The sequence below is a fragment of the Nakamurella aerolata genome (genome assembly GCF_013002705.1).
Classification (GTDB): Bacteria; Actinomycetota; Actinomycetes; order Mycobacteriales; family Nakamurellaceae; genus Nakamurella; species Nakamurella aerolata.
On record NZ_JABEND010000006.1, the window covers coordinates 71,690 to 91,394 of the forward strand.

Annotated in this window: 20 protein-coding genes; 12 read left to right on the plus strand and 8 right to left on the minus strand. The window is 69.6% G+C overall.

Features of this window, described 5'->3' with window-relative positions:
- Window positions 1–80: 80 nt before the first annotated feature.
- The gene (gene sigK, locus HKD39_RS11655) at window positions 81–686 is read left to right on the plus strand and encodes an ECF RNA polymerase sigma factor SigK (RefSeq protein ID WP_425488447.1); all 606 of its coding nucleotides are present in this window, start codon (window positions 81–83) and stop codon (window positions 684–686) included.
- A complete protein-coding gene (locus tag HKD39_RS11660) occupies window positions 683–1,573 on the plus strand; it encodes an anti-sigma factor (RefSeq protein ID WP_171200059.1) in 891 nt (296 codons plus the stop codon). The genes sigK and HKD39_RS11660 overlap by 4 nt, the downstream gene beginning before the upstream one ends.
- A 98-nt stretch (window positions 1,574–1,671) precedes the next feature.
- On the opposite strand, the gene HKD39_RS11665 is transcribed toward HKD39_RS11660, so the two are convergent.
- Entirely contained in the window at window positions 1,672–1,983 is a 312-nt protein-coding gene (locus HKD39_RS11665) for an ArsR/SmtB family transcription factor (protein ID WP_171200060.1), read from the minus strand.
- A gap of 249 nt (window positions 1,984–2,232) precedes the next feature.
- Here HKD39_RS11665 and HKD39_RS11670 point away from each other — a divergent pair, with 249 nt between their 5' ends.
- Together HKD39_RS11670 and HKD39_RS11675 are read left to right on the plus strand one after the other, a co-directional pair.
- A complete protein-coding gene (locus HKD39_RS11670; protein ID WP_212754464.1) occupies window positions 2,233–3,546 on the plus strand; it encodes an MFS transporter in 1,314 nt (437 codons plus the stop codon).
- A gap of 196 nt (window positions 3,547–3,742) precedes the next feature.
- Window positions 3,743–4,978: a glucose-1-phosphate adenylyltransferase family protein gene (locus tag HKD39_RS11675; protein ID WP_171200061.1), complete on the plus strand. Its 1,236-nt coding sequence runs from the start codon at window positions 3,743–3,745 to the stop codon at window positions 4,976–4,978.
- A 118-nt stretch (window positions 4,979–5,096) separates the two neighbouring features.
- On the opposite strand, the gene HKD39_RS11680 is transcribed toward HKD39_RS11675, so the two are convergent.
- Window positions 5,097–5,711 (minus strand): TetR/AcrR family transcriptional regulator, encoded by a 615-nt coding sequence (locus HKD39_RS11680; protein ID WP_281361904.1) that lies wholly within the window; start codon window positions 5,709–5,711, stop codon window positions 5,097–5,099.
- A 237-nt stretch (window positions 5,712–5,948) separates the two neighbouring features.
- On the opposite strand from HKD39_RS11680, the gene HKD39_RS11685 reads away from it, so the two are divergent.
- Window positions 5,949–6,599, plus strand: coding sequence for a hypothetical protein (locus HKD39_RS11685; RefSeq protein ID WP_171200062.1), 651 nt, complete (start codon window positions 5,949–5,951; stop codon window positions 6,597–6,599).
- Here HKD39_RS11685 and HKD39_RS11690 read toward each other — a convergent pair.
- Window positions 6,565–6,804, minus strand: coding sequence for a hypothetical protein (locus tag HKD39_RS11690; protein ID WP_171200063.1), 240 nt, complete (start codon window positions 6,802–6,804; stop codon window positions 6,565–6,567). The genes HKD39_RS11685 and HKD39_RS11690 overlap by 35 nt on opposite strands.
- A gap of 80 nt (window positions 6,805–6,884) precedes the next feature.
- Here HKD39_RS11690 and HKD39_RS11695 point away from each other — a divergent pair, with 80 nt between their 5' ends.
- From HKD39_RS11695 to HKD39_RS20535, 5 genes are all read left to right on the plus strand, one after another.
- The gene (locus tag HKD39_RS11695) at window positions 6,885–7,598 is read left to right on the plus strand and encodes a M15 family metallopeptidase (protein ID WP_171200064.1); all 714 of its coding nucleotides are present in this window, start codon (window positions 6,885–6,887) and stop codon (window positions 7,596–7,598) included.
- A gap of 124 nt (window positions 7,599–7,722) precedes the next feature.
- Complete coding sequence (locus HKD39_RS11700) at window positions 7,723–8,244, plus strand: MarR family winged helix-turn-helix transcriptional regulator (protein ID WP_171200065.1); 522 nt, start codon at window positions 7,723–7,725, stop codon at window positions 8,242–8,244.
- A 19-nt stretch (window positions 8,245–8,263) separates the two neighbouring features.
- The gene (locus HKD39_RS11705; protein WP_212754465.1) at window positions 8,264–8,437 is read left to right on the plus strand and encodes a hypothetical protein; all 174 of its coding nucleotides are present in this window, start codon (window positions 8,264–8,266) and stop codon (window positions 8,435–8,437) included.
- A gap of 266 nt (window positions 8,438–8,703) precedes the next feature.
- On the plus strand, window positions 8,704–9,276 hold the full coding sequence (locus HKD39_RS11710; RefSeq protein WP_171200067.1) for a hypothetical protein: 573 nt from the start codon (window positions 8,704–8,706) through the stop codon (window positions 9,274–9,276).
- Entirely contained in the window at window positions 9,273–10,781 is a 1,509-nt protein-coding gene (locus HKD39_RS20535) for a LamG-like jellyroll fold domain-containing protein (RefSeq protein ID WP_171200068.1), read from the plus strand. Before HKD39_RS11710 ends, HKD39_RS20535 begins: the two co-directional genes overlap by 4 nt.
- A 73-nt stretch (window positions 10,782–10,854) precedes the next feature.
- Here the strand turns inward: HKD39_RS20535 and HKD39_RS11720 are convergent, their stop codons facing one another.
- Window positions 10,855–13,173: a hypothetical protein gene (locus HKD39_RS11720; RefSeq protein WP_171200069.1), complete on the minus strand. Its 2,319-nt coding sequence runs from the start codon at window positions 13,171–13,173 to the stop codon at window positions 10,855–10,857.
- Between the two features lie 115 nt (window positions 13,174–13,288).
- Window positions 13,289–13,930: an alpha-ketoglutarate-dependent dioxygenase AlkB gene (locus tag HKD39_RS11725; protein WP_171200070.1), complete on the minus strand. Its 642-nt coding sequence runs from the start codon at window positions 13,928–13,930 to the stop codon at window positions 13,289–13,291.
- A gap of 182 nt (window positions 13,931–14,112) precedes the next feature.
- Between HKD39_RS11725 and HKD39_RS11730 the strand changes: the two genes are divergently transcribed.
- Both HKD39_RS11730 and HKD39_RS11735 read left to right on the plus strand, forming a co-directional pair.
- Window positions 14,113–15,147 (plus strand): YdcF family protein, encoded by a 1,035-nt coding sequence (locus HKD39_RS11730; RefSeq protein WP_171200071.1) that lies wholly within the window; start codon window positions 14,113–14,115, stop codon window positions 15,145–15,147.
- Between the two features lie 260 nt (window positions 15,148–15,407).
- Window positions 15,408–16,007 carry a hypothetical protein gene (locus HKD39_RS11735; RefSeq protein ID WP_171200072.1) on the plus strand — a complete coding sequence of 200 codons (600 nt, stop codon included), beginning with the start codon at window positions 15,408–15,410 and terminating at the stop codon, window positions 16,005–16,007.
- 296 nt (window positions 16,008–16,303) lie between these two features.
- On the opposite strand, the gene HKD39_RS19630 is transcribed toward HKD39_RS11735, so the two are convergent.
- From HKD39_RS19630 to HKD39_RS11750, 3 genes are read right to left on the minus strand one after another with little or no spacing between them, the layout of a single operon-like run.
- Window positions 16,304–17,269: a carbohydrate ABC transporter permease gene (locus HKD39_RS19630; RefSeq protein WP_212754466.1), complete on the minus strand. Its 966-nt coding sequence runs from the start codon at window positions 17,267–17,269 to the stop codon at window positions 16,304–16,306.
- Entirely contained in the window at window positions 17,266–18,219 is a 954-nt protein-coding gene (locus HKD39_RS11745) for a carbohydrate ABC transporter permease (RefSeq protein WP_171200073.1), read from the minus strand. Before HKD39_RS11745 ends, HKD39_RS19630 begins: the two co-directional genes overlap by 4 nt.
- Complete coding sequence (locus HKD39_RS11750; RefSeq protein WP_171200074.1) at window positions 18,216–19,613, minus strand: ABC transporter substrate-binding protein; 1,398 nt, start codon at window positions 19,611–19,613, stop codon at window positions 18,216–18,218. Before HKD39_RS11750 ends, HKD39_RS11745 begins: the two co-directional genes overlap by 4 nt.
- Window positions 19,614–19,705: the final 92 nt, after the last annotated feature.

The window sequence follows — 19,705 nt, forward strand, 5'->3', positions numbered from 1 at the left end:
CGCAGCGGCGCGGGCGCCGAACTACGGTGGTCCAACACCGCGGAGATCGCTGGTTGAACGCCGGTAGAAGGAGGTCAGCCGTGACCGAACCGCACCATCTGCGCGCGGTGCCGCGCGAGCCTGCCGCACCCGGCGATGCGGCCACGGTCGCCGCCGAGCTGCTGCGGGCCACCGCACGAGGCGACAAGACAGCGTTCGAGCGGCTGTTCAACACCTTCGCCGCCAGGGTGTACGGCCTCGCCCACCGGATCATCCGCGATCCGGGACTGGCCGAGGAAGTCGCCCAAGAGGTGTTCACCGAGATCTGGCAGCGCGCCAGCAGGTTCGACCCGAGCCGCGGCACCGCGGCCGGCTGGATCCTGCAACTGACCCACGGCAGGGCGGTGGACCGGGTGCGGTCGCTGCAGGCCGCCCGCGACCGGGAGCAGAAGGTGCACGCCAGGTCGACCGAGCGCGAGGTGGACACCGTCGTCGAACAGGTGGAGTCGTCGCTGGAGCGCGCCGCGGTGCGGCGATGTCTCGCCACCCTCACCGAGATCCAGCAGGAATCGATTCAGCTGGCGTACTTCAGCGGCTACACCTACCCGGAGGTGGCGCGACTGTTGTCGGTGCCGCTCGGCACCGTGAAAACCCGCATGCGGGACGGGCTGATCCGGCTGCGCGACTGTCTGCGGGTGACGGCATGACCACCCCGGACGTGCACCTGGCCGTTGGTGCCCACGCCCTGCACGCCCTGCCGGACGACGAGCGCGCCGAGTTCCGCGAGCACCTGGACGAGTGCGACAGCTGCGCCCGTGAGCTGGCCGAGTTCCGCGCCACCCTTGCCATGGTGGCCGAGCTCGCAGCCGAGCGTCCACCGGCCAGCCTGCGCGAACGGGTGCTGGCCATCCCGGCGACAACGAGGCAGTTCCCGCCGCTCGCCCCCGCGCCGACGGGAACACCCGGAACAGCCGAGCCCGGAACAGCGGCGCCCGACACTGCCGAGCTCGGAACTGCTGAGCCCGGAACTGCCGAGCCGGACGCCACCGGTGGGTCCGGCCGCGGTGGCAACTCCGCTGATTCCACGCACACCGCCGATTCCGCCGACACTGCTGGCACCGCTGACTCCACCGTTGTGCCGCTGCGGCGACCCTGGTACCGCCGGCCGGTCAGCTGGCTGGCCGCCGCGGTGGTCGCGCTGGCCGTCGCCGGCGGGCTCACCGCGGTGCTGCGGCAGCCGTCGCCGGACGCCACCGAACAGGCCGCGGCGTGTGTCCGCACCGCGACCGATCGCAGCGAGCACCGGGCGGCCACCGGCACCGGGACGGTGCTGTCGGCCACCTCGTGCGGGGCGGCGACCGTCGACCTGTCCGGGCTGGCCGCGTTGCCCAGCGACCGCAGCTACCAGCTGTGGATCATGACGGGCGACTCCCCGCGCCCGGCCGGACTGGTCAGCGTTGCCGGCAACGGCACCGCGGCGCCCGTCGTCACCGGCCTCACCACCGCCGACACCGCGATCGCGCTCACCGTGGAACCGGCGGGCGGCTCACCGCAGCCGACCAGCACACCGATCTGGGTGACGCCGATCCGCTGAGCCGCGGTTCGGCCGCGGTCACGCTGGGTCGCGGCCGGACTGCGGTCCGGCGCCGCGCGGTCCGGCGCGGCGCGGTCCGACTGGGTCGCGGTCCGGCGCTACCGCTCGCCGGCGATCAGCTCGAGCAGCCCGGGAAAGCGCGCGGCCAGGTCGGCCCGGCGCAGGGTGACGCCGCGCATGTTCCCGCGGTCGACCTGGCGCACCAGCCCGGCCTGTCTGAGCACCCGGAAGTGGTGCGTCCTTGTCGATTTCGACTCCCAGAGCCCGAAGCTGGTGCAGGTGCGCTCCACGTCGTCCTCGGCGCGCAGTAGCTCACGGATCACGGTGCGGCGCAACGGGTCGGCCAGGGCGCTCAGCACCGCGCCGAGCTCGATCTCCGAGCGTTCCGGGTGACCCTCGGCATCGGGCATCGGCGCTGCCTCACTTCGTGTCGTTCGCATCGATCGTCCATGTCGGCGCCGGTCCCGGCGCCGTTCACACCGGGTGCCGGTCACGCCGGTCGCATCGCTGTTGCCGGCGATCTTCTCGACTTTTCTCAAGGTACCACTTGAATCGAACCTCGCCGACTGCTTAGGTACGAATGTCTACGTACCTTCGATTCAACCAGTACCTGGCGTCGGCGCGCCCGCCGGCGCACGGGACCGGCGAGGAGCGCACCCGTGACCGTCACAGCACCCACCCAGCAGCCCACCCCGTCCCGGGCAGCGTTGCCGCTGATCCTGTTGGCGCAGTTCGTCATCCCGCTCTCCATCGCTGGTACCGCCGTCGCGCTGCCGGCCATCGCCATCGATCTCGGCAGCGCATCAGGGCGGCTGCAGTGGATCGTCAACGGGTTCAACGTCTCGTTCGCGATCTTCACCGTCATCTGGGGAGCCGTCAGCGACCGCATCGGCTACCGCACCGCATTCCGCGCGGGCATCGCGCTGGCGCTGGTCGGCGCGGTCGGCAGCACGCTGCCCGACAGTTTGCTCTGGCTGGACGCCGCCAGGACGCTGGCCGGGATCGGCGCGGCGGCGGTGCTCACCGGGGCGGCGGCGATCCTGTCCCACGCCTATTCGGGGCCGGCGAGGGCCAGGGCGTTCGCGGCGTTCGGCACCGTCAACGGGCTGGGACTGGCGGCCGGGCCGGCACTGTCCGGCCTGCTGGTCGGGTGGCTCGGCTGGCGTGGGGTTTTCGCGGTGCACGCCGGTGTGCTGGCGGTGGCACTGGTCGGTTCCGGCGCCTTGCCGTCCGCCGGTGCGAAGCGCAAAGTGGGTGCGCTGCTTGACTTTTCGGCGCTGCGGCACCCGGGTTTCGCCGCCATGACGCTGGTGCCGGTGGCTGGGGCGGTGAGCTTCGTTTCGGTGCTGACGTACCTGCCGACGGCATTGCAGGCCGTGCACGGCCTGCGCACAACGACGGCCGGTTTGGTGATGCTGGTGATGACGGTGCCGGTGCTGGTGGCGCCCGCGGCGGTGCACGGCTGGATGCGGCGCTCCGGCTGGCCGACGCCGGAACGGGTCGCGGCGCTGGCGCTGGGCTGCGGCGTGCTCGGCGCCGTCGGCCTGCTGACGGTGCGCCCTGGCGTCGGTATCGGCTGGTCGCTGCTGCCGATGGTGTTGGCGGGCTTGAGTTTTGGGCTTCCGCTCGGCGTGGTGGACGGCCGGGCGTTGGAGTTCGTTCCGGCCGAGCGGAGCGGGACGGCGGCCGGGGTGCTGAACCTCTTCCGGATCGGTAGTGAGGCACTCGCGGTCGCCGGCTTCGCCGCCGCGTTGACCGCGCTGCTGCACCTGCGGCTGCCGGCCGCGCAGGCCGAGCGGGCAGCGGCCGGGCAGCCAGGCTTCGCCGGCACGTATGCGGGCGCGCTGGGCTGGGTGCTGGCCGGGGTCGCGGTGCTGGTGGCACTGCTGGCGGCAGCGTTCGCGGCACTCACCCGGGCGGCCGACCGGGGCCGACGGGAGGGCAGCTCGCCGCGGCCGGCGTCGTTCGGATGACGACGAAGCTGACAAGGACGAAGCTGACAAGTCGGCCAACCGTTGCGATGGTCTGCCGCGAGTCGACAGGCCGGGGGCCGACAGGCGGTGACGAATCCCGTCCGTTCTGGATGCTTTGTCGCGAAACGCCAAGCGCGGCGCGCCATATCGTGGTCATTTCCTGGCGAACCGGCGGCCCGATCGGCACCATGGCCCCATGAAACGATCTTCGCGGCCGCGGATTCTGGCGTTGATTCAGGCGGGCGGCAAGGGCAGCCGACTTGACGTGCTGACCAGGGAGCGTCCGAAGCCGGCGCTGCCGTTCGCCGGCACCTACCACCTGATCGACTTCCCGTTGTCGAACCTGCGCAACTCCGGGGTCGAGGACGTGTGGCTGTCGGTGCAGTATCTCGGCCAGCCGCTGGCCGAGCTGGTGGCCGGCGGCAAACCATGGGACCTCGACCGGCACCACGGTGGTTTCCAACTGCTGATGCCCCAGGAGGGCGGCGGCGCACCCGCCGAGGACGGATTCGCCTCCGGCAACGCCGAAGACCTTTTCGCGCAACGGGATCGGATCCGCGAGCACGACCCAGACGTGGTGCTGGTGCTGTCCTCCGACCACGTCTACAGCCTCGACTACCGCGACGTGGTCGCCCAGCACCTGGCCAACGACGCCGACTGCACCATCGTCACCACCCAGATCGGCATCGACGAGGCCCACAACCACGCCACCGTGCAGAGCAACAAGTCCGGCAAGGTGACCAAGTTCGCCTACAAGCCGGAGAAGCCGCGCACCGGAACCATCGCCACCGAGGTGTTCTGCTACTCGCCGGAGCCGCTGCTGCAGACCTTGGAAGAGCTGCACCGCGACCTGGCCGGGCGCCCGGAACCGGATCCCGAGGGTCTTGGCGACTTCGGCGATCGGCTCATTCCGGCATTGCTCAAGCGCGGCAAGGTGTTCAGCTACAAGCTGCCGGGGTACTGGCGCGATCTGGGCCGGCCGGAAACCTACCTGGCCGCCCATCACGACCTGCTGCAGGAAGACCTCGACATCTTCAACGACAGCGACTGGCCGATCCGCACCAACCAGCCCCAGCTGCTGCCGGCCCAGGTGCATGGTGGCGCCAAGATCTCCGGCAGCCTGCTCAGCCCCGGGTGCGTTGTCCACGGCACCGTCACCAACAGCGTGCTGGGGCCGGGGGTGACGGTGGCGGCCGGCGCCGTCGTCGCCGACAGCGTGCTGAACTCCGGCGTCACGGTGGACAGCGGCGCGCGGGTGCACTGGTCCGTGATCGACGACGGCACCCGGCTCGGCGGCAACGCGACCGTCGGACGCAAGCACCGCGGCAGCGACCGGCTCGACCCCGACCTGATCACCCTGGTGGGACGGGACTGTCGGATCGACGGTGACGTCGAGCGCGGCGCAAGGGTGGAGCCGGGCTCGGTGCTCTGACCCCCGCCCGACGACCCGCGCCCGACTCGGGACGTCGATATCGCACCGGACCCGCACCGGAACCGCATCGGCTGGCCGGAGAACCCCGCCGCCGCGCTCAGACCGCGCCCGCGAGGCCTCAGCCCGCGCCGGCGCTGCCGGCGGCGAGCAGCGCGTCCACCTCGATCCGCAGCAGCCGGTTGGCCTGTTCGAGGTCGATGGGTGAGCCGGGGTTGAGGATGCCGAGGCAGACGCCGTCGATCGTTGAGGTCAGCCTTGCGACGCTGTCCGGCCCGGAGGGCACTGGTGTCCCCTGGTCCCGCAGGGTCTGCAGCCAGCGCTCGATCCGGGCGTCACTCTCCCGCGTCAGCACGCGGAGCGGGCTCTCCAGGCCGGTGTCGACATTGACCGCCGTGTGATACATGGCGACCCAGGCCCGCAGCACCGGCATCTCGTCGGGGCCGGACGGCATGAATTGCTGCAGGCACTCGGTGAGCCGCTCGGCGGCCGGACGCGCGGTGTCGGCGATGCCCCTGTCGTCCACCTGGAGGTGGAATCGGTGTCGGTAGACCGCGTCCGAGAGCGCCTGCTGGGTCGGGAAGTAGTGACGAAGGGTGCTGGCCCCGATACCCGCCTTGGCGGCGACCGCCCGCACGCTCGCCGCTGTAGGGCCACCCTGTCTCATCAGGTCAGATGCCGCTTGAAGGATCTGTTCTCGGCGATCGCTCTGGCCTTGCTCCGGCTCGCGGAGCATTGCCTGAGGCGGCTCGGCAGCTGCGGTCACTCGCTCAGCCTACTCGACACCGGCACGCCGTACTAGTACGGTGCGCCGGTACAGTGCGCTGGTACGGCGTACCGGCACGGTGTGCCAAGCCGGTTCCCGCGCCCTACCTACCGCGCCGTTCACTGACCGCGCCGTTCACTGACCGCGCCGTTCACTGACCGCGCCGTTCACGGACCGCGGGGACCGCGTACCGAGAGGAGACCGCAGATGGACAAGTTCTTCACCGTGGTGGGGGTGCTGGCCGGGTGGGCCTGGGACGCCGTGTTGCGACTGCCGCACCTGTACGCCGTGGTCGCGCTGTACTGGCTCGGCATCGCGGGGTTCCTCATCCAGCGATATCCGATGCGGCGCACCGCGGCGTCGGCGCGCACCGCGGTCGCCATTCAGCTGGTCGCCGCGGTCGGCGTGGTGATCGGACTGGTCGATCTGCTGGCCCGCCGACAGGTGGATTTCGTTCACCTGTCGCTGGTCGCATACTTCGCCACCTCCATCGGGGTGGCGCGCATGGTGGTGCGCGGGCTCGACCGGCGACCGACCGGGCTGTGGCAGGGCTTCGGGCTGCGCGCCCGCACCTATCTGACGATGTTCGTTGTCGCCGTTGGCTTTTCCGCCCTGGCCGGCGATCCGTGGTGGTTCGACTTCCCGCGGTTCGCCGGACGCGACCCGATCGACGTCATGAACAACACCAACTGGCTGCACCTGGGCGCCAGTGTCGCGGGCCTTGCCGTCGGCTTCGACCTGCTGTGCACGCTGTGCGGGCGTACCCCGTGGGGCCGCAAGGCCACGGGCAGCCCGTCCGCGGCCCGGTCACAGCGGCGCGCCGTCAGCGCACCAGCAGCCACACCACCACAGCGATGACGACGATCAGCACGAGGCCGAGCAACACCCAGAGCCGGGCCTTGGTGCTGGACCGAACCTCTTGCAGCTCGGCCTCCTCGGCGACGAAACGTCGGAACATGCCGGTGTCGGCAATGCTCTCGCTCGGACCGTAACCGCCGGTGGCGGAGCTGTCGGGGGACGAGGCGCGGGGTGGGAGCGGACGCTGCGGCTCGGGAGTGCTCACGTGCTCATCCAAGCATGCGCGCCGACGACAAATCGGGCCGGGCAGTGGCCCGCTCCGGCCAACAGTGCCAGGCTGTCCGCATGCCAGGACGACTGCTCGCCACCGCCCTTGCGGTGGCGCTGGCCGCGACCGGGGTGCTCGCCCCTCCCAGCACGCCGTCGCCGGCGTCGGTACCCGAGTCGGCGGCGCGACCTGCCGAGCCCGCCGTACGCACCTACTTCAAGGCCAGGGTGCTGCGGGTGGACCCGGCCACCGCGGCGTCGATGATCGGCGTCTCATGGAAGGCCGGTTGCCCCGTTCCGATCGACAAGCTACGGATCATCGAGATGAACTATTGGGGCTTCGACGGCAAGCCGCACGACGGCGGCCGGCTGATGGTGAACTCGTCGATCGCGGCCGACACGGTGCGCGCCTTCACAGCGATGTTCAATCACCGCTTCCCGATCCGGCGCATGGAGCTGATCGAGAAGTACGGCGGCTCCGACGACGCGTCGATGGCCGCCGACAACACCTCGGCGTTCAACTGCCGGCCGATCACCGGACAGCAAGGCAACTTCTCGATCCACTCCTACGGCGAGGCGATCGACATCAACACCATCGAAAACCCTTACGTCAAAGGCACAACGGTGCTGCCCACCGCCGGCAAACAGTTCACCGACCGCACCGACGTGCGGCCGGGGATGATCGTCGCCGGCGACGATGTGGTGCGGACGTTCACCGGGCTCGGGTTCCGGTGGGGCGGCAGCTGGACCAGCCCGAAGGATTACCAGCACATGGAGATTCCGCGCCGCTGACGCCGAACGACGCCGGGCGGGGCCGAGCGGGCCGGCACCGGCGACGCCGCTGACGCATGCCGGAGCTATTCCCTCGGAAAACGATCAGCTTGATAAACGAGCTATCTGGTGATAGGGTCGACGCATGCCGAACTCCGTCCCCCCGCCCGGCACCGACCGCAACGGTCCGCCGGTATCGCGCTTTCTCGGCCCGTCCGACGCCGTCCCCACCGAGACCGCAGAGCTGATCGACCAGCTCGCCCAGCTCAACATGGCCAACGAGCGAATGCGGGCCACCCTCGCGAAAGAACTGGGGATGAGCCTGCACGAGTTCAGCGCGCTCGGATACATCGACAACGCCGCCGGCACCGCCACCCCGAAGGCACTGGCCGGCAACCTCTACATCACCACCGGTTCGGCCACCGCCCTGATCGACCGGATGGTCGACGCCGGCTACGTCGCCAGGGCACCGCACCCGACCGATCGCCGCAGCATCTTGCTGGAGCTCACCGACGAGGGGCGCCAGCTGATGGAACGCATCATCGCCCGCTATGCCGAGGCCACCCAGCTCGCGCTCGGGCAGACCTCGGCACGGCAGACCAAGAGCATCGGCAACTTCGTCTCCAGGTTCACCACCGCGCTGGACAGCTCGACGCTCGCCCCCTGACTCCTTGACGTGCGCCGGCGTGATCGCCAGGGCACTGCAGACCTACGGCATGTACGTCGTCGACAACTCGGGGTCGAGCAAGATCTACCTCGAGGACTCCACGACCGCCGACTGGTCGCCGGATGTCACTCGCGAGATGGCGTCGGGTCTGCCGTGGGACAAGTTCCGGGTGGTGCCACCGCCAGGACGGTAGCGCGCCAGGCCCAAACATCCCAGGACCAAACATCAACGCCCAGTAGCGATTCCAGCCGCAGCGGCCTCCGATCACCCGATCGGGGGCCGCCGCTGTATCCCCTCAGTAGAGTAGCTAGTTACCCTCGTCACTTGTTTCTGCAGTAGCTTGTTTGTCGAGCTACTTGGTTGTAAGGTTTCTTCCAGCGCCACGGAGAGCGCAACGGCCCGACAGGGGCCGGCCCCATCCCTCGCCCCGTCACCCTTGCGGAAGGAACCACCACCACCATGAAGCGCCAGCCCTCCCGTCGTACCGTCGCCATCGCCACCTGGTCGGCCATCCCGGCCGCGCTGGTCGTCAGCGGACTGCTGGTCGCCCAGTCGTCGTACGCGGCATTCAGCGCCACCACCGACAACACCGTCAACAACTGGGCCACCGGCACCGTGCTGCTGCGCGACGACGACAACGGCGCTGCGCTGTTCACCGTCGAGAACCTGCGTCCCGGCCTGAGCGGCAGCAAGTGCATCACGGTCACCTCGGAGGGCGCCGTGCCGGCCGCGGTCAAGGTGTACGCCGCGAACACCGCGTCCACCAAGCAGTTGGGTGACCACCTGAACCTGACCATCGCCGAGGGCGCCAGGTGCGAAGCCGCCGGCACCTCGATCTTCAGCGGGTCGCTGACCGAACTGGCCGCCACCGCCAAGAACTTCGGCACCGGCCTCGGCAGTTGGCAGCCGGCCGGGAACCCGGGCGAGAGCCGGGCCTACACCATCGGTTACACGTTCTCCGCCGATGCCCCGAACAGCACCCAGGCCGCCACCGCCAAGACCGACTTCGTCTGGGAGGCACAGAGCCGGTGATCGGGAGCTGGCCTCGGCTGATCACCGTTGTGGCGGCACGCATCCTGCTGTTCGGCATCCTCGGGCTGGCCTTCTGGGCCACCGCGCCGATGCTGCTGGGATGGACCCCCACCACGGTGGTCACCGGTTCGATGCGACCGGCCATTCAGGTCGGTGACGTGGTCGTCAGTCAAGACCCTGACGGCAGGCAACTGCGCCCCGGTCAGGTGCTGCTGGTCGACGACCCGGACCAGCGCGGCAAGCTCCGCTTGCACCGCATCGACAGCCAGCAACCGTCCGGCGAGATCATCCTCAAGGGCGACGCCAACGCCAAGGTCGACTCCACCCCGATCCCGCGGGAGTCGGTGCGCGGCGTCGGCACCCTGCGGGTGCCGTTCATCGGCGCGCCGATCGTCTGGCTCCGGGAACGGGCCTGGTTGCCGTTGCTGGTCACCGGGCTCGGCGTCGCCGGGCTGATCGCACTGGCCTTCGGTCGGTTCGCCCGCTCCGGGACGCCATCGACGCCGGCCGGCGAAAGCCCTTCCGGCACACCGGGATCCGGGCAGCGCGATTCGGCTGATCGCGAGGCAACCGATCGCGATGCCGCCGATCATGATGCAGCCGGCCCTGGGACACACCATCCCGACACACCCAACCCCGATGCAACCCGGCCCGATTCGCACCCGCGGACGCCGGGCCGGGGTCGGCGCGGCCGGCACCGCGGTATCGCCGGCGCTGCCGCCGGAACGGCCACCGTGACCGCGCTGCTGGCCACCGCGGCGGTCGCCATCGCGCCGGCTCACGCGATGTTCTCGGACACCACCAGCCGCGGCGCCAGCTTCACCTCGGCGGCGGCACCGCCGTACCGCGACGTGGTGCTCGCCGATCAGCCGCTGGCCTTCTACGAGGCCGAAACCACTGATCCGGCAAAGGATTCCACCGGGCAGTCGCCGACCCGGTCGTACGGCGTCACGGTGGCGCAGGGCGCCGGCCGGGAGCCCGGCGGCGGTGCCCTGAACCTTTCCGCCCCGCTGAGCACGCAGACCCTCACCACCTTCCGGCCCGATCCAGGGCCGCGGGAATTCACCCTTGAGCTGTGGATGAAAACCACCGCGAGCGGTGGCCGGCTGATCGGCTTCGGCGGCAGCGCGGAAGGGGCCAGCGGCCTCTACGACAGGGTGGTGTACCTCTCCGGCGGGCGGCTCTTCTTCGGGGTCGGCCCGTGGGGGCCGACCATGCTCGTCACCGCCGGCACCTTCAATGACGGGAACTGGCACCACGTCGTCGCCGCTAGGGACGCCGCCGGAACGCGGCTGGTGGTGGACGGCAAGGTGATCAGCGGCCCGCCGGGCGAGACGCAGAACTACGGCGGCTATTGGCGTATCGGCTACGACAACCTCGGTGGCTGGCGGGCGGACCCGCTCACCACCTCGTTCAACGGGCTGGTCGACGACGTGGCGATCTATCCCCGCGCGCTGACCGCCGACCAGGCCATCGCGCACTATCAGGCGGGCCGGCCCGGCTGACCGTTCAGGACCGGCCGGCCCGGCTGACCGTTCAGGGCCGGCCGGCTCTGCCGGGTCCGGGCGGCGCGGCCGGTTACGGCCGCAGGTACTCCACATCGTCGAAGTACCACAGGTCCGCGTCGTTGGCGGTGCCACCGGAACCGAGCTGATTACCGGTGAGCCGGCTGAACGGCTGGGACGGCGCGACGGTACCGATGGTCTGGCCGTTCGCGCTGAGCGTCGCCGCGGTCGGGCCGGCCTGCACCGAGATGCTTTTCCAGGTCCACGAGTTCGCCGCCGGCAGCTGCCCGACCACCTTCCAGGTACCCGTGGCGTACGAGTACACCGACAGGTTCCGCGAGGCCGCGTCCAGGGCGAAGTGGTACGGGGTGACGGTGGCACCGGCACTGTTGGTGCCCAACAGGCTGAACAGCAAGGTCTTGGTGCCGGTGCCGACAGCCCTGGTCTTGAAGCTGTAGGTGGCCGAGGTCGAGGTGCCGTGGTTCCACTGGATGCGCGCCACCCCGTTGGGATCGTCGTCGTACAGCTCGAGGAAGCGGGACGAGATCGGATCGGCCCAACCCGACACCGCCGCGGAGTCGATCACCGTGACCTTGCGGGTGGTCGCCGCGATCACGCCGTCGCCGGCCGGCACCTGGCCGAGCACGTTTGCTTCGAAACCGTTTGCGGTGGAATAGATCTGCAGCTCGTTCAGAAATGCTGAGCCGTCCGAGACGGCAAGGTTCGGATCGCTGAACCGCACGTACCTGGCGGTGGTGGGGCTGCTCAGCGGTCGCAGCGCTCCGGCCCTGGTGCCGCGGGTCGGGCTGGTCCAGGTGGTGCCGTCGACGGAGGTCTCGATCGCGATGTCGGCGTTGCCGGCGAGGTGGGCGTTGATGGCGAACCCGGTGAGGTTGTAGGTGCGGTCCAGTCTCAGCGTCAGCTTCCGGTTGCTGGTGACAGCGGACGAGTCGGCGCGCACGTCACCGTCGAAGGCGTACGCCCCCAGCGAGGTTCGGCCGCGGCCGTAGCTGGCGAAAGTGCTTCCCACAAAAGCGATCTCGCCGCGCCGGAATTTGGTGGCGAGGTCGATCCCGCCCCACTGTGCGGTGTTCACCTCGAGGGTCGACTTCCACAGCGCCTGCGAGCGGCCGTGCGGATAGCCGGTCGCCGTGCTGGGGCAACCCCAGCTGGCGCAGTTGTCGCCGACGGCCAGCAGCCGGTGCCCGTCGATCGGGGCCAGCGCCAGCGTGTTGCTCGACCCGGCGGCCGCCAGCGACCGGCCGCCGGCGCTGCCGCCGGTGGGTCGGTTGCTGTAGATGCTGGTGCGGCCGGTCCAGCCCTGCCAGCCGGCGGTGCCGTCGTTCTTGTAGCGGATCACGTTGTCCGGCCGGCCCGATCCCATCACCGCGGCGCCGTTGCCGAGCAGCGCAAGGCTCGGCGAATTGCCGGTGTCCGACGACATCCGTACCGAGGCCGACCAGGTGCCGGAGCCGTCAGCGGTGGACGACGCTGTGTACAGCAGGTCGGGCAACCACTCGTCCTCGCCGGCGATCGTGGTGTCCTGACGCAGGAAGGTGGCGAGCTTGCCGTCGCTGGTCTGGGCGAGATTGGCCTCGCTGTACCGCGATCCGTAGGCCAGCCGCGCCGTTTGGGTCCAGCTGAGGCCGTCGTCGGTGCTGCGCACCACGGCGGTGAACGACCCGCCGGAGTCAGCGCCGTACACCGTGGTCACCAACGTCTTCCCGTCGCCGAGCAGAAGGATGCCCTTCTGCATGCGCAGGCTGGTCGGCGCCGGGTAGCCGGGAAAGCTGACCGTTGCGTTGCCCGCCGAGGCCCAGGTGTTGCTGGCGTTGATGGTCCACCGCCGGAAGGTGGTGATCGCCGCCGGGCCGGTGGCGCCCTGGCTCACCTGAATCGGTTCGTAATCGATCGACACGATGGTGCCGGCGGCGTCGGCCAGCCGCACCGCGTTCACCACCTGGGCGAACTTCGACGGCAACGCCGCCGGCTTCCAGCTGGCGCCGTCGTCGGTGGAGATCTGCAGTGCCGAGGCGTTCTTGCCCACGGCGTCGACACCGACGCCATAGCCGACGAAGAACCTGGACGCGCGGCTGCCGTCGGCGCGGGTGGTCGATCCGTTGAACAGCGCGGGGAATCCCGCGTTCGGGGCGTTCGGGTCGGTACCGGGATTGGTGTAGAAAATCCGCCCTTCCGGCAGCGAACGGTTGTCGACGCCAGGCGTCGGCGGCGCTGTCGCCAGCGCAGCGGCACCGCCCAGCAGAGTGGTGCCGGCGGTGGCGGCGACGATCCCGAGCACCAGCGTCGCCGGCAGCCGGCGCGTGCGGGCGTTCCGTCCTGAGTGCGGCGAGTGCGCTCCGGGCCGGCGAGAATGGGTGGCGGCCAACATCATTGTGGGCTCCGTTCGGCGCTGGGAGTGGTCGGCAGCACCGGATCGGCGCCAAGATCACTATTGCCGAAACAGCATTTCAGTGCAATGGGTAGCGGGGTGCAGCCAGCGGCGCGGGTCAGCGCACGTCGTGCGGGCGGAACTGAATGCTGATCCGCGGGCCGATCGCGGCGCTGGTCTTGGGGATGGCGTGTTCCCAGGTGCGTTGGCAGGAGCCGCCCATCACGATCAGATCGCCGTGGCCGAGGGTGAACCGCAGCGAGGCACCGCCGCCGGCCGGGCGCAGCGCCAGGATCCGGGGCGAGCCGACCGAGACGATGGCGACCATGGTGTCGCGGTAGCGGGACCGCCCGATCCGATCGCCGTGCCAGGCCACCGAATCGCGACCGTCGCGGTACAGGCACATGCCTGCGGTGGTGAACGGCTCCCCCAACTCGGCGGCGTAGTGCTCACTGAGCGCGTCGCGGGCCTGCGGCAGCACCGGGTCCGGCCAGCGTTCACCGGCGTCGTAGAAGCGCAGCAGCCGCGGCGTCGGCACCTCGCGGCCGTACATCTCCCGGCGCTCGGCGCGCCAATCGACCCCGCCGCTGCCACCGGGCAGCAGCCGGTGGAACAGCTCGTCCGCGCCGGTGAGCCAGCCGGGACGCAGGTCGACCCAGGCGCCGTCGGTGAGCTCGCGCCGGCGCACCGCGGCGCCGAGCGGGCGCAGCCCGACCTCGGACACCTGATCGAACAGGGAGCCCTGCAGTGCCACCTCCATGCCCCGAGCATACCTGTGCTCGTACATATGTGCGAGCGAAGCGTGATCGTCCCGGCGGTCGATCAGCCAGCAGTCGCAGTACCGGCGGCCGTCCCCAGACGAAAGTCGACACCTTGCCGGCAAAGGTCGCCGCGACGCGCCGCCGGCTGTGCCGGGCGCCCGCGGTGCGATGAAATGGCGGTATGCCTTACCTGATCGTGGTGGCCGCTATCGGCGCGCTGGTGGCCGCCATCGGCGTCTGGCTCAGCTGGCGCGACGGCAGGCGCATCCGCAACGGGGTGCTGATCCTCGCCGGCGCGGGCGTCGCCGCCGTCGCCGGCCTGCTGGCGCTGGGTAATTCGCCGGCGGCCGGACTGGCCAGGGCCGTGGTGGCGATCGGATTCTTCGGGCTGCTGCTGACCTATGTGGTGCTGACGTTCTTCCTGATCGCCAACGGGATGGTGATGTGGCGCAAGGAATCCCGGACGGCGGGCAATCTGCTCTCGCTGGTCGCGGGGCTGGGACTGCTGGCGTTGGTGCCGATTCTCGGGCTGCTGTTCAGCAGGCAGGCCAGCAGCACTGTCGGTGCCACCGTGCAGACCGCGACGGTGCTGCTGTTGTTCGGTCTGGTCGGCTATGTGGCCTTTGCCTTCTCGGTGTTTCTGCTGTGCTCGTGGATGTACCGGTTTCTGCCGCGCCGGAGCCGGCCGGAGGCGATCATCGTGCTCGGCGCCGGCCTGATTCACGGGCAGGTGCCACCGCTGCTGGCCAGCAGACTGAACCGGGCATTGCAGGCGCAGCAACGGTTTTCGCCGCCGACGCCGTTGATCATCACCAGCGGCGGCCAGGGGCCGGACGAGCCGCTGCCCGAGGGCGAGGCGATGCGCGCCTACCTGATCGGCGCCGGCGCCGACCCGAAGACCGTCGTCGCCGAAACCGCGTCCCGCACCACCAGGGCGAACCTGCTGCTGTCACGCGAGTTGCTGGCCGATCCGGACGCCAGGGTGCTGGTGGTGACCAGCAGCTACCACGTGTTCCGCGCCGCCATGCTGACCCGTGCGCTCGGCCTGAACGCGCGCGTCACCGGCGCACACACCGCGTCGTACTACCTGCCCAGCGCCACCCTGCGCGAGTTCGCGGCGGTGATGCGCGACAACAAGCTGGTCAATGCCATCTGCCTCGGGCTGATGCTGGCGCTGTGGGCCGCCGCGCTCACCGTGTCGTTCTGGCCCCGCTGAATCGCGGCGCGAATCCCCGGCGGCCAGCGGCGGCACCGGCCGGGCACCGGCGGCACCGGGCGGGCACCGGAGGCACCGGGCGGGCAGCGGCGCCGGCTCCACCCCGGGCGGAGAGCCCGGCCGTTCCGTTCTCCACCGGTTCTCCACCCGTTCTCCACCGCAGCGCCGATGCGCGGCGGCGCGCAGCCGAGCAGAGTCATGGGTGACAGCGCGGCACCCGCCGCAGCCACCAGAATGATTCATCAGCAAAGGACATGCGCATGAGCCCGCTCGCCGAATCCGCTCTCATCTCCGGCGCCATCTTCGCCTTCTCCATGCTGCGGGGCTACGGCACCCGCGCCTTCACCGCAGGCACCGTGGCGATGCCGGTGGTGCTGTGCCTGGTGTTCGGGGTGCTGTACCTGAAGGACGCGCCCGCCGCCGGTGCCGATCTGGTGCTGTACGCCGTCGCGCTGGGCCTCGGGCTGGCGTTCGGCCTGGCCGGCGCCGCGTTCACCACGGTGTTCGGCGCGCGTGGCTCCGACACCGGCGGAGCCGGCGGTACCCGCGGTGCCGGCAGTGCCGGCGGTGCCGGCGAACCCGCGGTGTATACGCATGCTGGGGCGGCCTTCGCCGCCACCTGGTTCGTCGGGCTGTCCGCCCGCATTGTGATCGTCTGGGCCATGACGGACGTCCCCGGGATCCGCACCACCGTCGGCGAGTTCCTGTTCACCCACGGCATCGACCCGAACACCGCACTGCCGGCGTTCTTCGTGCTGTGGGCGATCACCATGGTGGGTGTGCGCACCGCGATCGTTGCGGCCAGGGCCGCCAGGATCCGCCAGCAACGGCCGGCGGTGCGGCCCGGCGTGCTGGTCTGACCTGCGCAAACACCCTCTCATCAGGCCAGCTGCGCGCGTTCCACCGGGCCCGGGCCTGGATCGCGCACCTTTCAGCACGTCGCACACCCAGCGGACGGCAGGAAGGTGTGCGACGTGCCAGAACGTGCGCGAGCGGGGCCAGGGTTGCTCCGCTCACCGCGTCACCCTGACCCAACGAGCCAGCTGCAGCCTGGCCGGGGCGATCACCACGGTGCTGCTGGGCGCGCCGGCCGACCCCAGGTACCGGCTCAGCCCTTGGTGCCGGTACCGGCTCAGCCCTTGGTGCCGGTACCGGCTCAGCCTTTGGTGCCGGTACCGGCGATGCCGCCGACAAAGTGGCGCTGGCCCAGGAAGAACAGCACGATCATCGGCACCGTGGTGATAACGCTTGCGGTGACGACAATTTCCCAGTGCCACTCCCCGCCGAAGCCGTAGCGGTCCAGCAGCGCCTTCAATCCGCGCGGGACGGTGAAATCGCTGGAATCGCGCAGGTAGACCAGCGCCCGCATCAGGTCCGTCCACGCCGCCTGGAACTCGAAGAGCAGGGTGAGGATGATGGCCGGCTTGCACAGCGGCAGCGCCAGCCGGACGAAGATCGTCCAATTGTTGGCGCCGTCGATCTTGGCCGCCTCGAACAACTCTCGCGGCAGCCCGAGAAAGAACTGCCGCAGCAGAAAGATGTAGAAGGCGCTGCCGAAGAGGTTGCCGGCCCACAGCGGGGTGAGCGTGCCGACCATGCCGAGCGACTTCCAGATCAGGAACGTCGGGATCAGGGTCACCGCCCCCGGCAGCATCATGGTCGCGACCACAAGACCGAACAGGGCCTTGCGGCCGCGGAACTGGAAATAGGCGAAACCCCAGGCCACCATCGCCGACGAGATCGTCACTGTGAGCGCGGCCAGCACCGTCACGATCACGGTGTTGAGCATCCAGACCCCGAGCGGCGCCTCCCGCCACACCTGCAGGTAGTTGTCGAAGGTGAAGGTGCGCGGTATCAGCCGGTTGTCGAACACCTCGCTGCGCGGCTTGAACGACGCAGACACCAGCCACAGGAACGGGTAGACGAACAGCAGGCTGAAGGCCAGCAGCGCCAGCCAGCGCAGCGTCACGCCCAGCCACGAGGCGACCGGGCGCCGTCGCTGCCGGCCTTGTGCCGCCTTGGCGCCCGCCGCCGGTGTCGCCGGCGAGCTGGGCAGCGGCTCAGCCACCGGCGCCACCAGCGGCGTGCTGGCGGCGGGCGGGGTGCCCTCGACGGCCGTCACCGGTGCCCGCCGAGGTAGAACACGAACTTCTTCGACAGCACCAGCTGCACAACGGTGACCGCCATGATGATCGCGAACAGCACCCATGCCATCGCGCTGGCGTATCCCATGTGCAGGTACTCGAAGCCCTGCTGGAACAGGTAGATCGCGTAGAACAACGCGGCGTCGTTGGAGTAGGTGGTGTTGCCGGAGCCGAAGTAGGCGGTGTACGCCTCGGTGAAGGTCTGGAAGGAGGCGATGGTGTTGACGATCAGCAGGAAGAACAGGGTTCCGCCGATCATCGGAATGGTGATCCGCACCAGCCGCTGCCAGGAGTTGGCGCCGTCGATCTTGGCGGCATCGTGCAGGTGGTCGGGCACCTCACGCAACGCCGCGAGCACGATGATCACCGACGATCCTACGGTCCACAGGCTCATCAGGATCAACCCTGGTTTGACCCAGTTCGGGTCGGTGGTCCAGGACGGACCCTGGAAACCGAACCAGCCCAGAACGCCGTTGATCACACCACTTTGCCCGTTGAACAACAGCAGCAGCATGATGCCGATGGCCACCGGCGGGGTCATCTTCGGCAGGAAGAACGCGGTCCGGAAAAAACCGGAGGCCCGCCCGGCCCGCTGCAGCAGCAGCGCCAGCCCGAGCGCCACCAGCACGTGCAGCGGTACCTGAATCACGGTGTAGTACAACGTATTTCCCAGCGACTGCGCGATCTTCGGGTCGGCAGCCAACTGCCGGTAGTTGTCCAGCCCGACAAAGTTGGGTGCGTTGATCACGTCGTAGTCGGTCAACGAAAGATAGCCGCTGTAGATCAGCGGCCACGCGGTAAAGATCGCGAAGCCGATCAGCCACGGGCTGATGAACAGCCACGCTGCCCTGCTGTCATGGGCGCTGACGGCGCTCTTGCGTTCGGAGTGGCGGACCGCCTTCGAGGTGGCCAGCAGGCCGGAGGTCATTTCTTCGCATCCCAAGCGGCCCAAGCCTTGTCGAGCGCGGCCTGGGCTTGCTGCTGGGCGGCGTCCAGCGCCGGCTTGGGCTGTTGCTGACCGTTCAGCACCCGGTTCACCGCGTCCTGCCATGCCGTCTTGAACTCGGCATCGGCCGGGTTGGCCGGCAGGCTGAAGGTGTTGTCGTTGGCCAGGTAGGTGGCCTTGACGGCGTCGTCCCAGGCCTTGACGCCGCTGGGTTTGACGAAGGTCGAGCGGATCTTCTCGTCGGCCGTCTTGTTGCCGGTCAGCAGCCCGGTGAACAGCAACTTGTCCTTGGCGCGGGCGTCGGCGCGGGCCTTGGCCGCGGCCATCCAGCTGTCCACCGCCGTCATGGTCTTGATGAACGTGCAGGCCGCCGCGGCGTTCTTGGAGCCGGCCGGGATGGCCCAGGCCGAGCCGGACGCGAACGCCACCGGTTTGCCGTCTTTCCCGACAAAGGGGGTGAACGCCAGCGGCGCCTTCGGCGACATCTCGTTCAGCACGTTCACGTACCACTGCTCCATCGGCATCGCGCCGAGAGTGCCGGTGGCGTACTGGTTTTCCTTGCCGAAGAAGTCGGCGGCATCGCGGTAGGCCTTCACCTTGGCGAAGCCACCCTGAGCCTGGTACACACCATTGGCGAAGGTCAGCGCCTCGACCACCTTCGGATCGTTGAGCTGGGCCTTGCGACCGTCGGCCGAGAGCAGGTCCGCACCGTTGGAATGCGCCCAGAGCGGCAGAAACTCGGGCAGTTTGGAGTCGTACCCGATCACCGAGAGCTTGCCGCCGGAGCTAGCGGTGAGCTTCTTGGTGGCGCTGGTGATCGCCGGCCAGTCCTGGCCGGAGAGCTGGGAGAGCTGTACCCCGGCCTTGCCGAGCAGGTCGGAGTTGGCCATCACGATCTGCACCATGTTGAACTCGGGCACCGCGTAGACCTGCTTGTTGAAGGTCACTTGTGCGATGGCGGGCTTTGCGATCTGGTCGACGGCAATGCCCTGCGAGCTGATGCAGGCGTCCAGCGGCAGCACCGCACCGCGCGAGGCGAAGGTGCCGATCTGGTCGCGGTTGGCGTACACCAGCTCGGGCGGGTCACCGGCGGCCACCGCCGAGAGAAATGCCTGGATGTCGAGATCGCCCTCAACGAGCGACACCGTGACCCCTGGCAGTGCCTTCTTGGCCAGCGCCAGCCTGGTCGAGCCGATCTCGTCGTCGGCGCCGAAACCCATCACCCGCAGCTGCCCGGACGGCGCGGCGGAGGTGGAGCCGAAGGCCTTGGCGACGGCGCTGGAATCGGAATTTCCGGACCCGGTGGCGCAACCGGTGGTGATCAAAGCGAAAACCGTTGCGGTTACGGCAAATCGGCCAAGTGGAGCGGTACGCATGACGTCTCCCATCGCTCGGGTAGCGGCTCCGCTGAGCCGCTACCGTTAGTAGCGCTCCGGGATCGATACCCATTGCAGGCGGCCGTAAACGC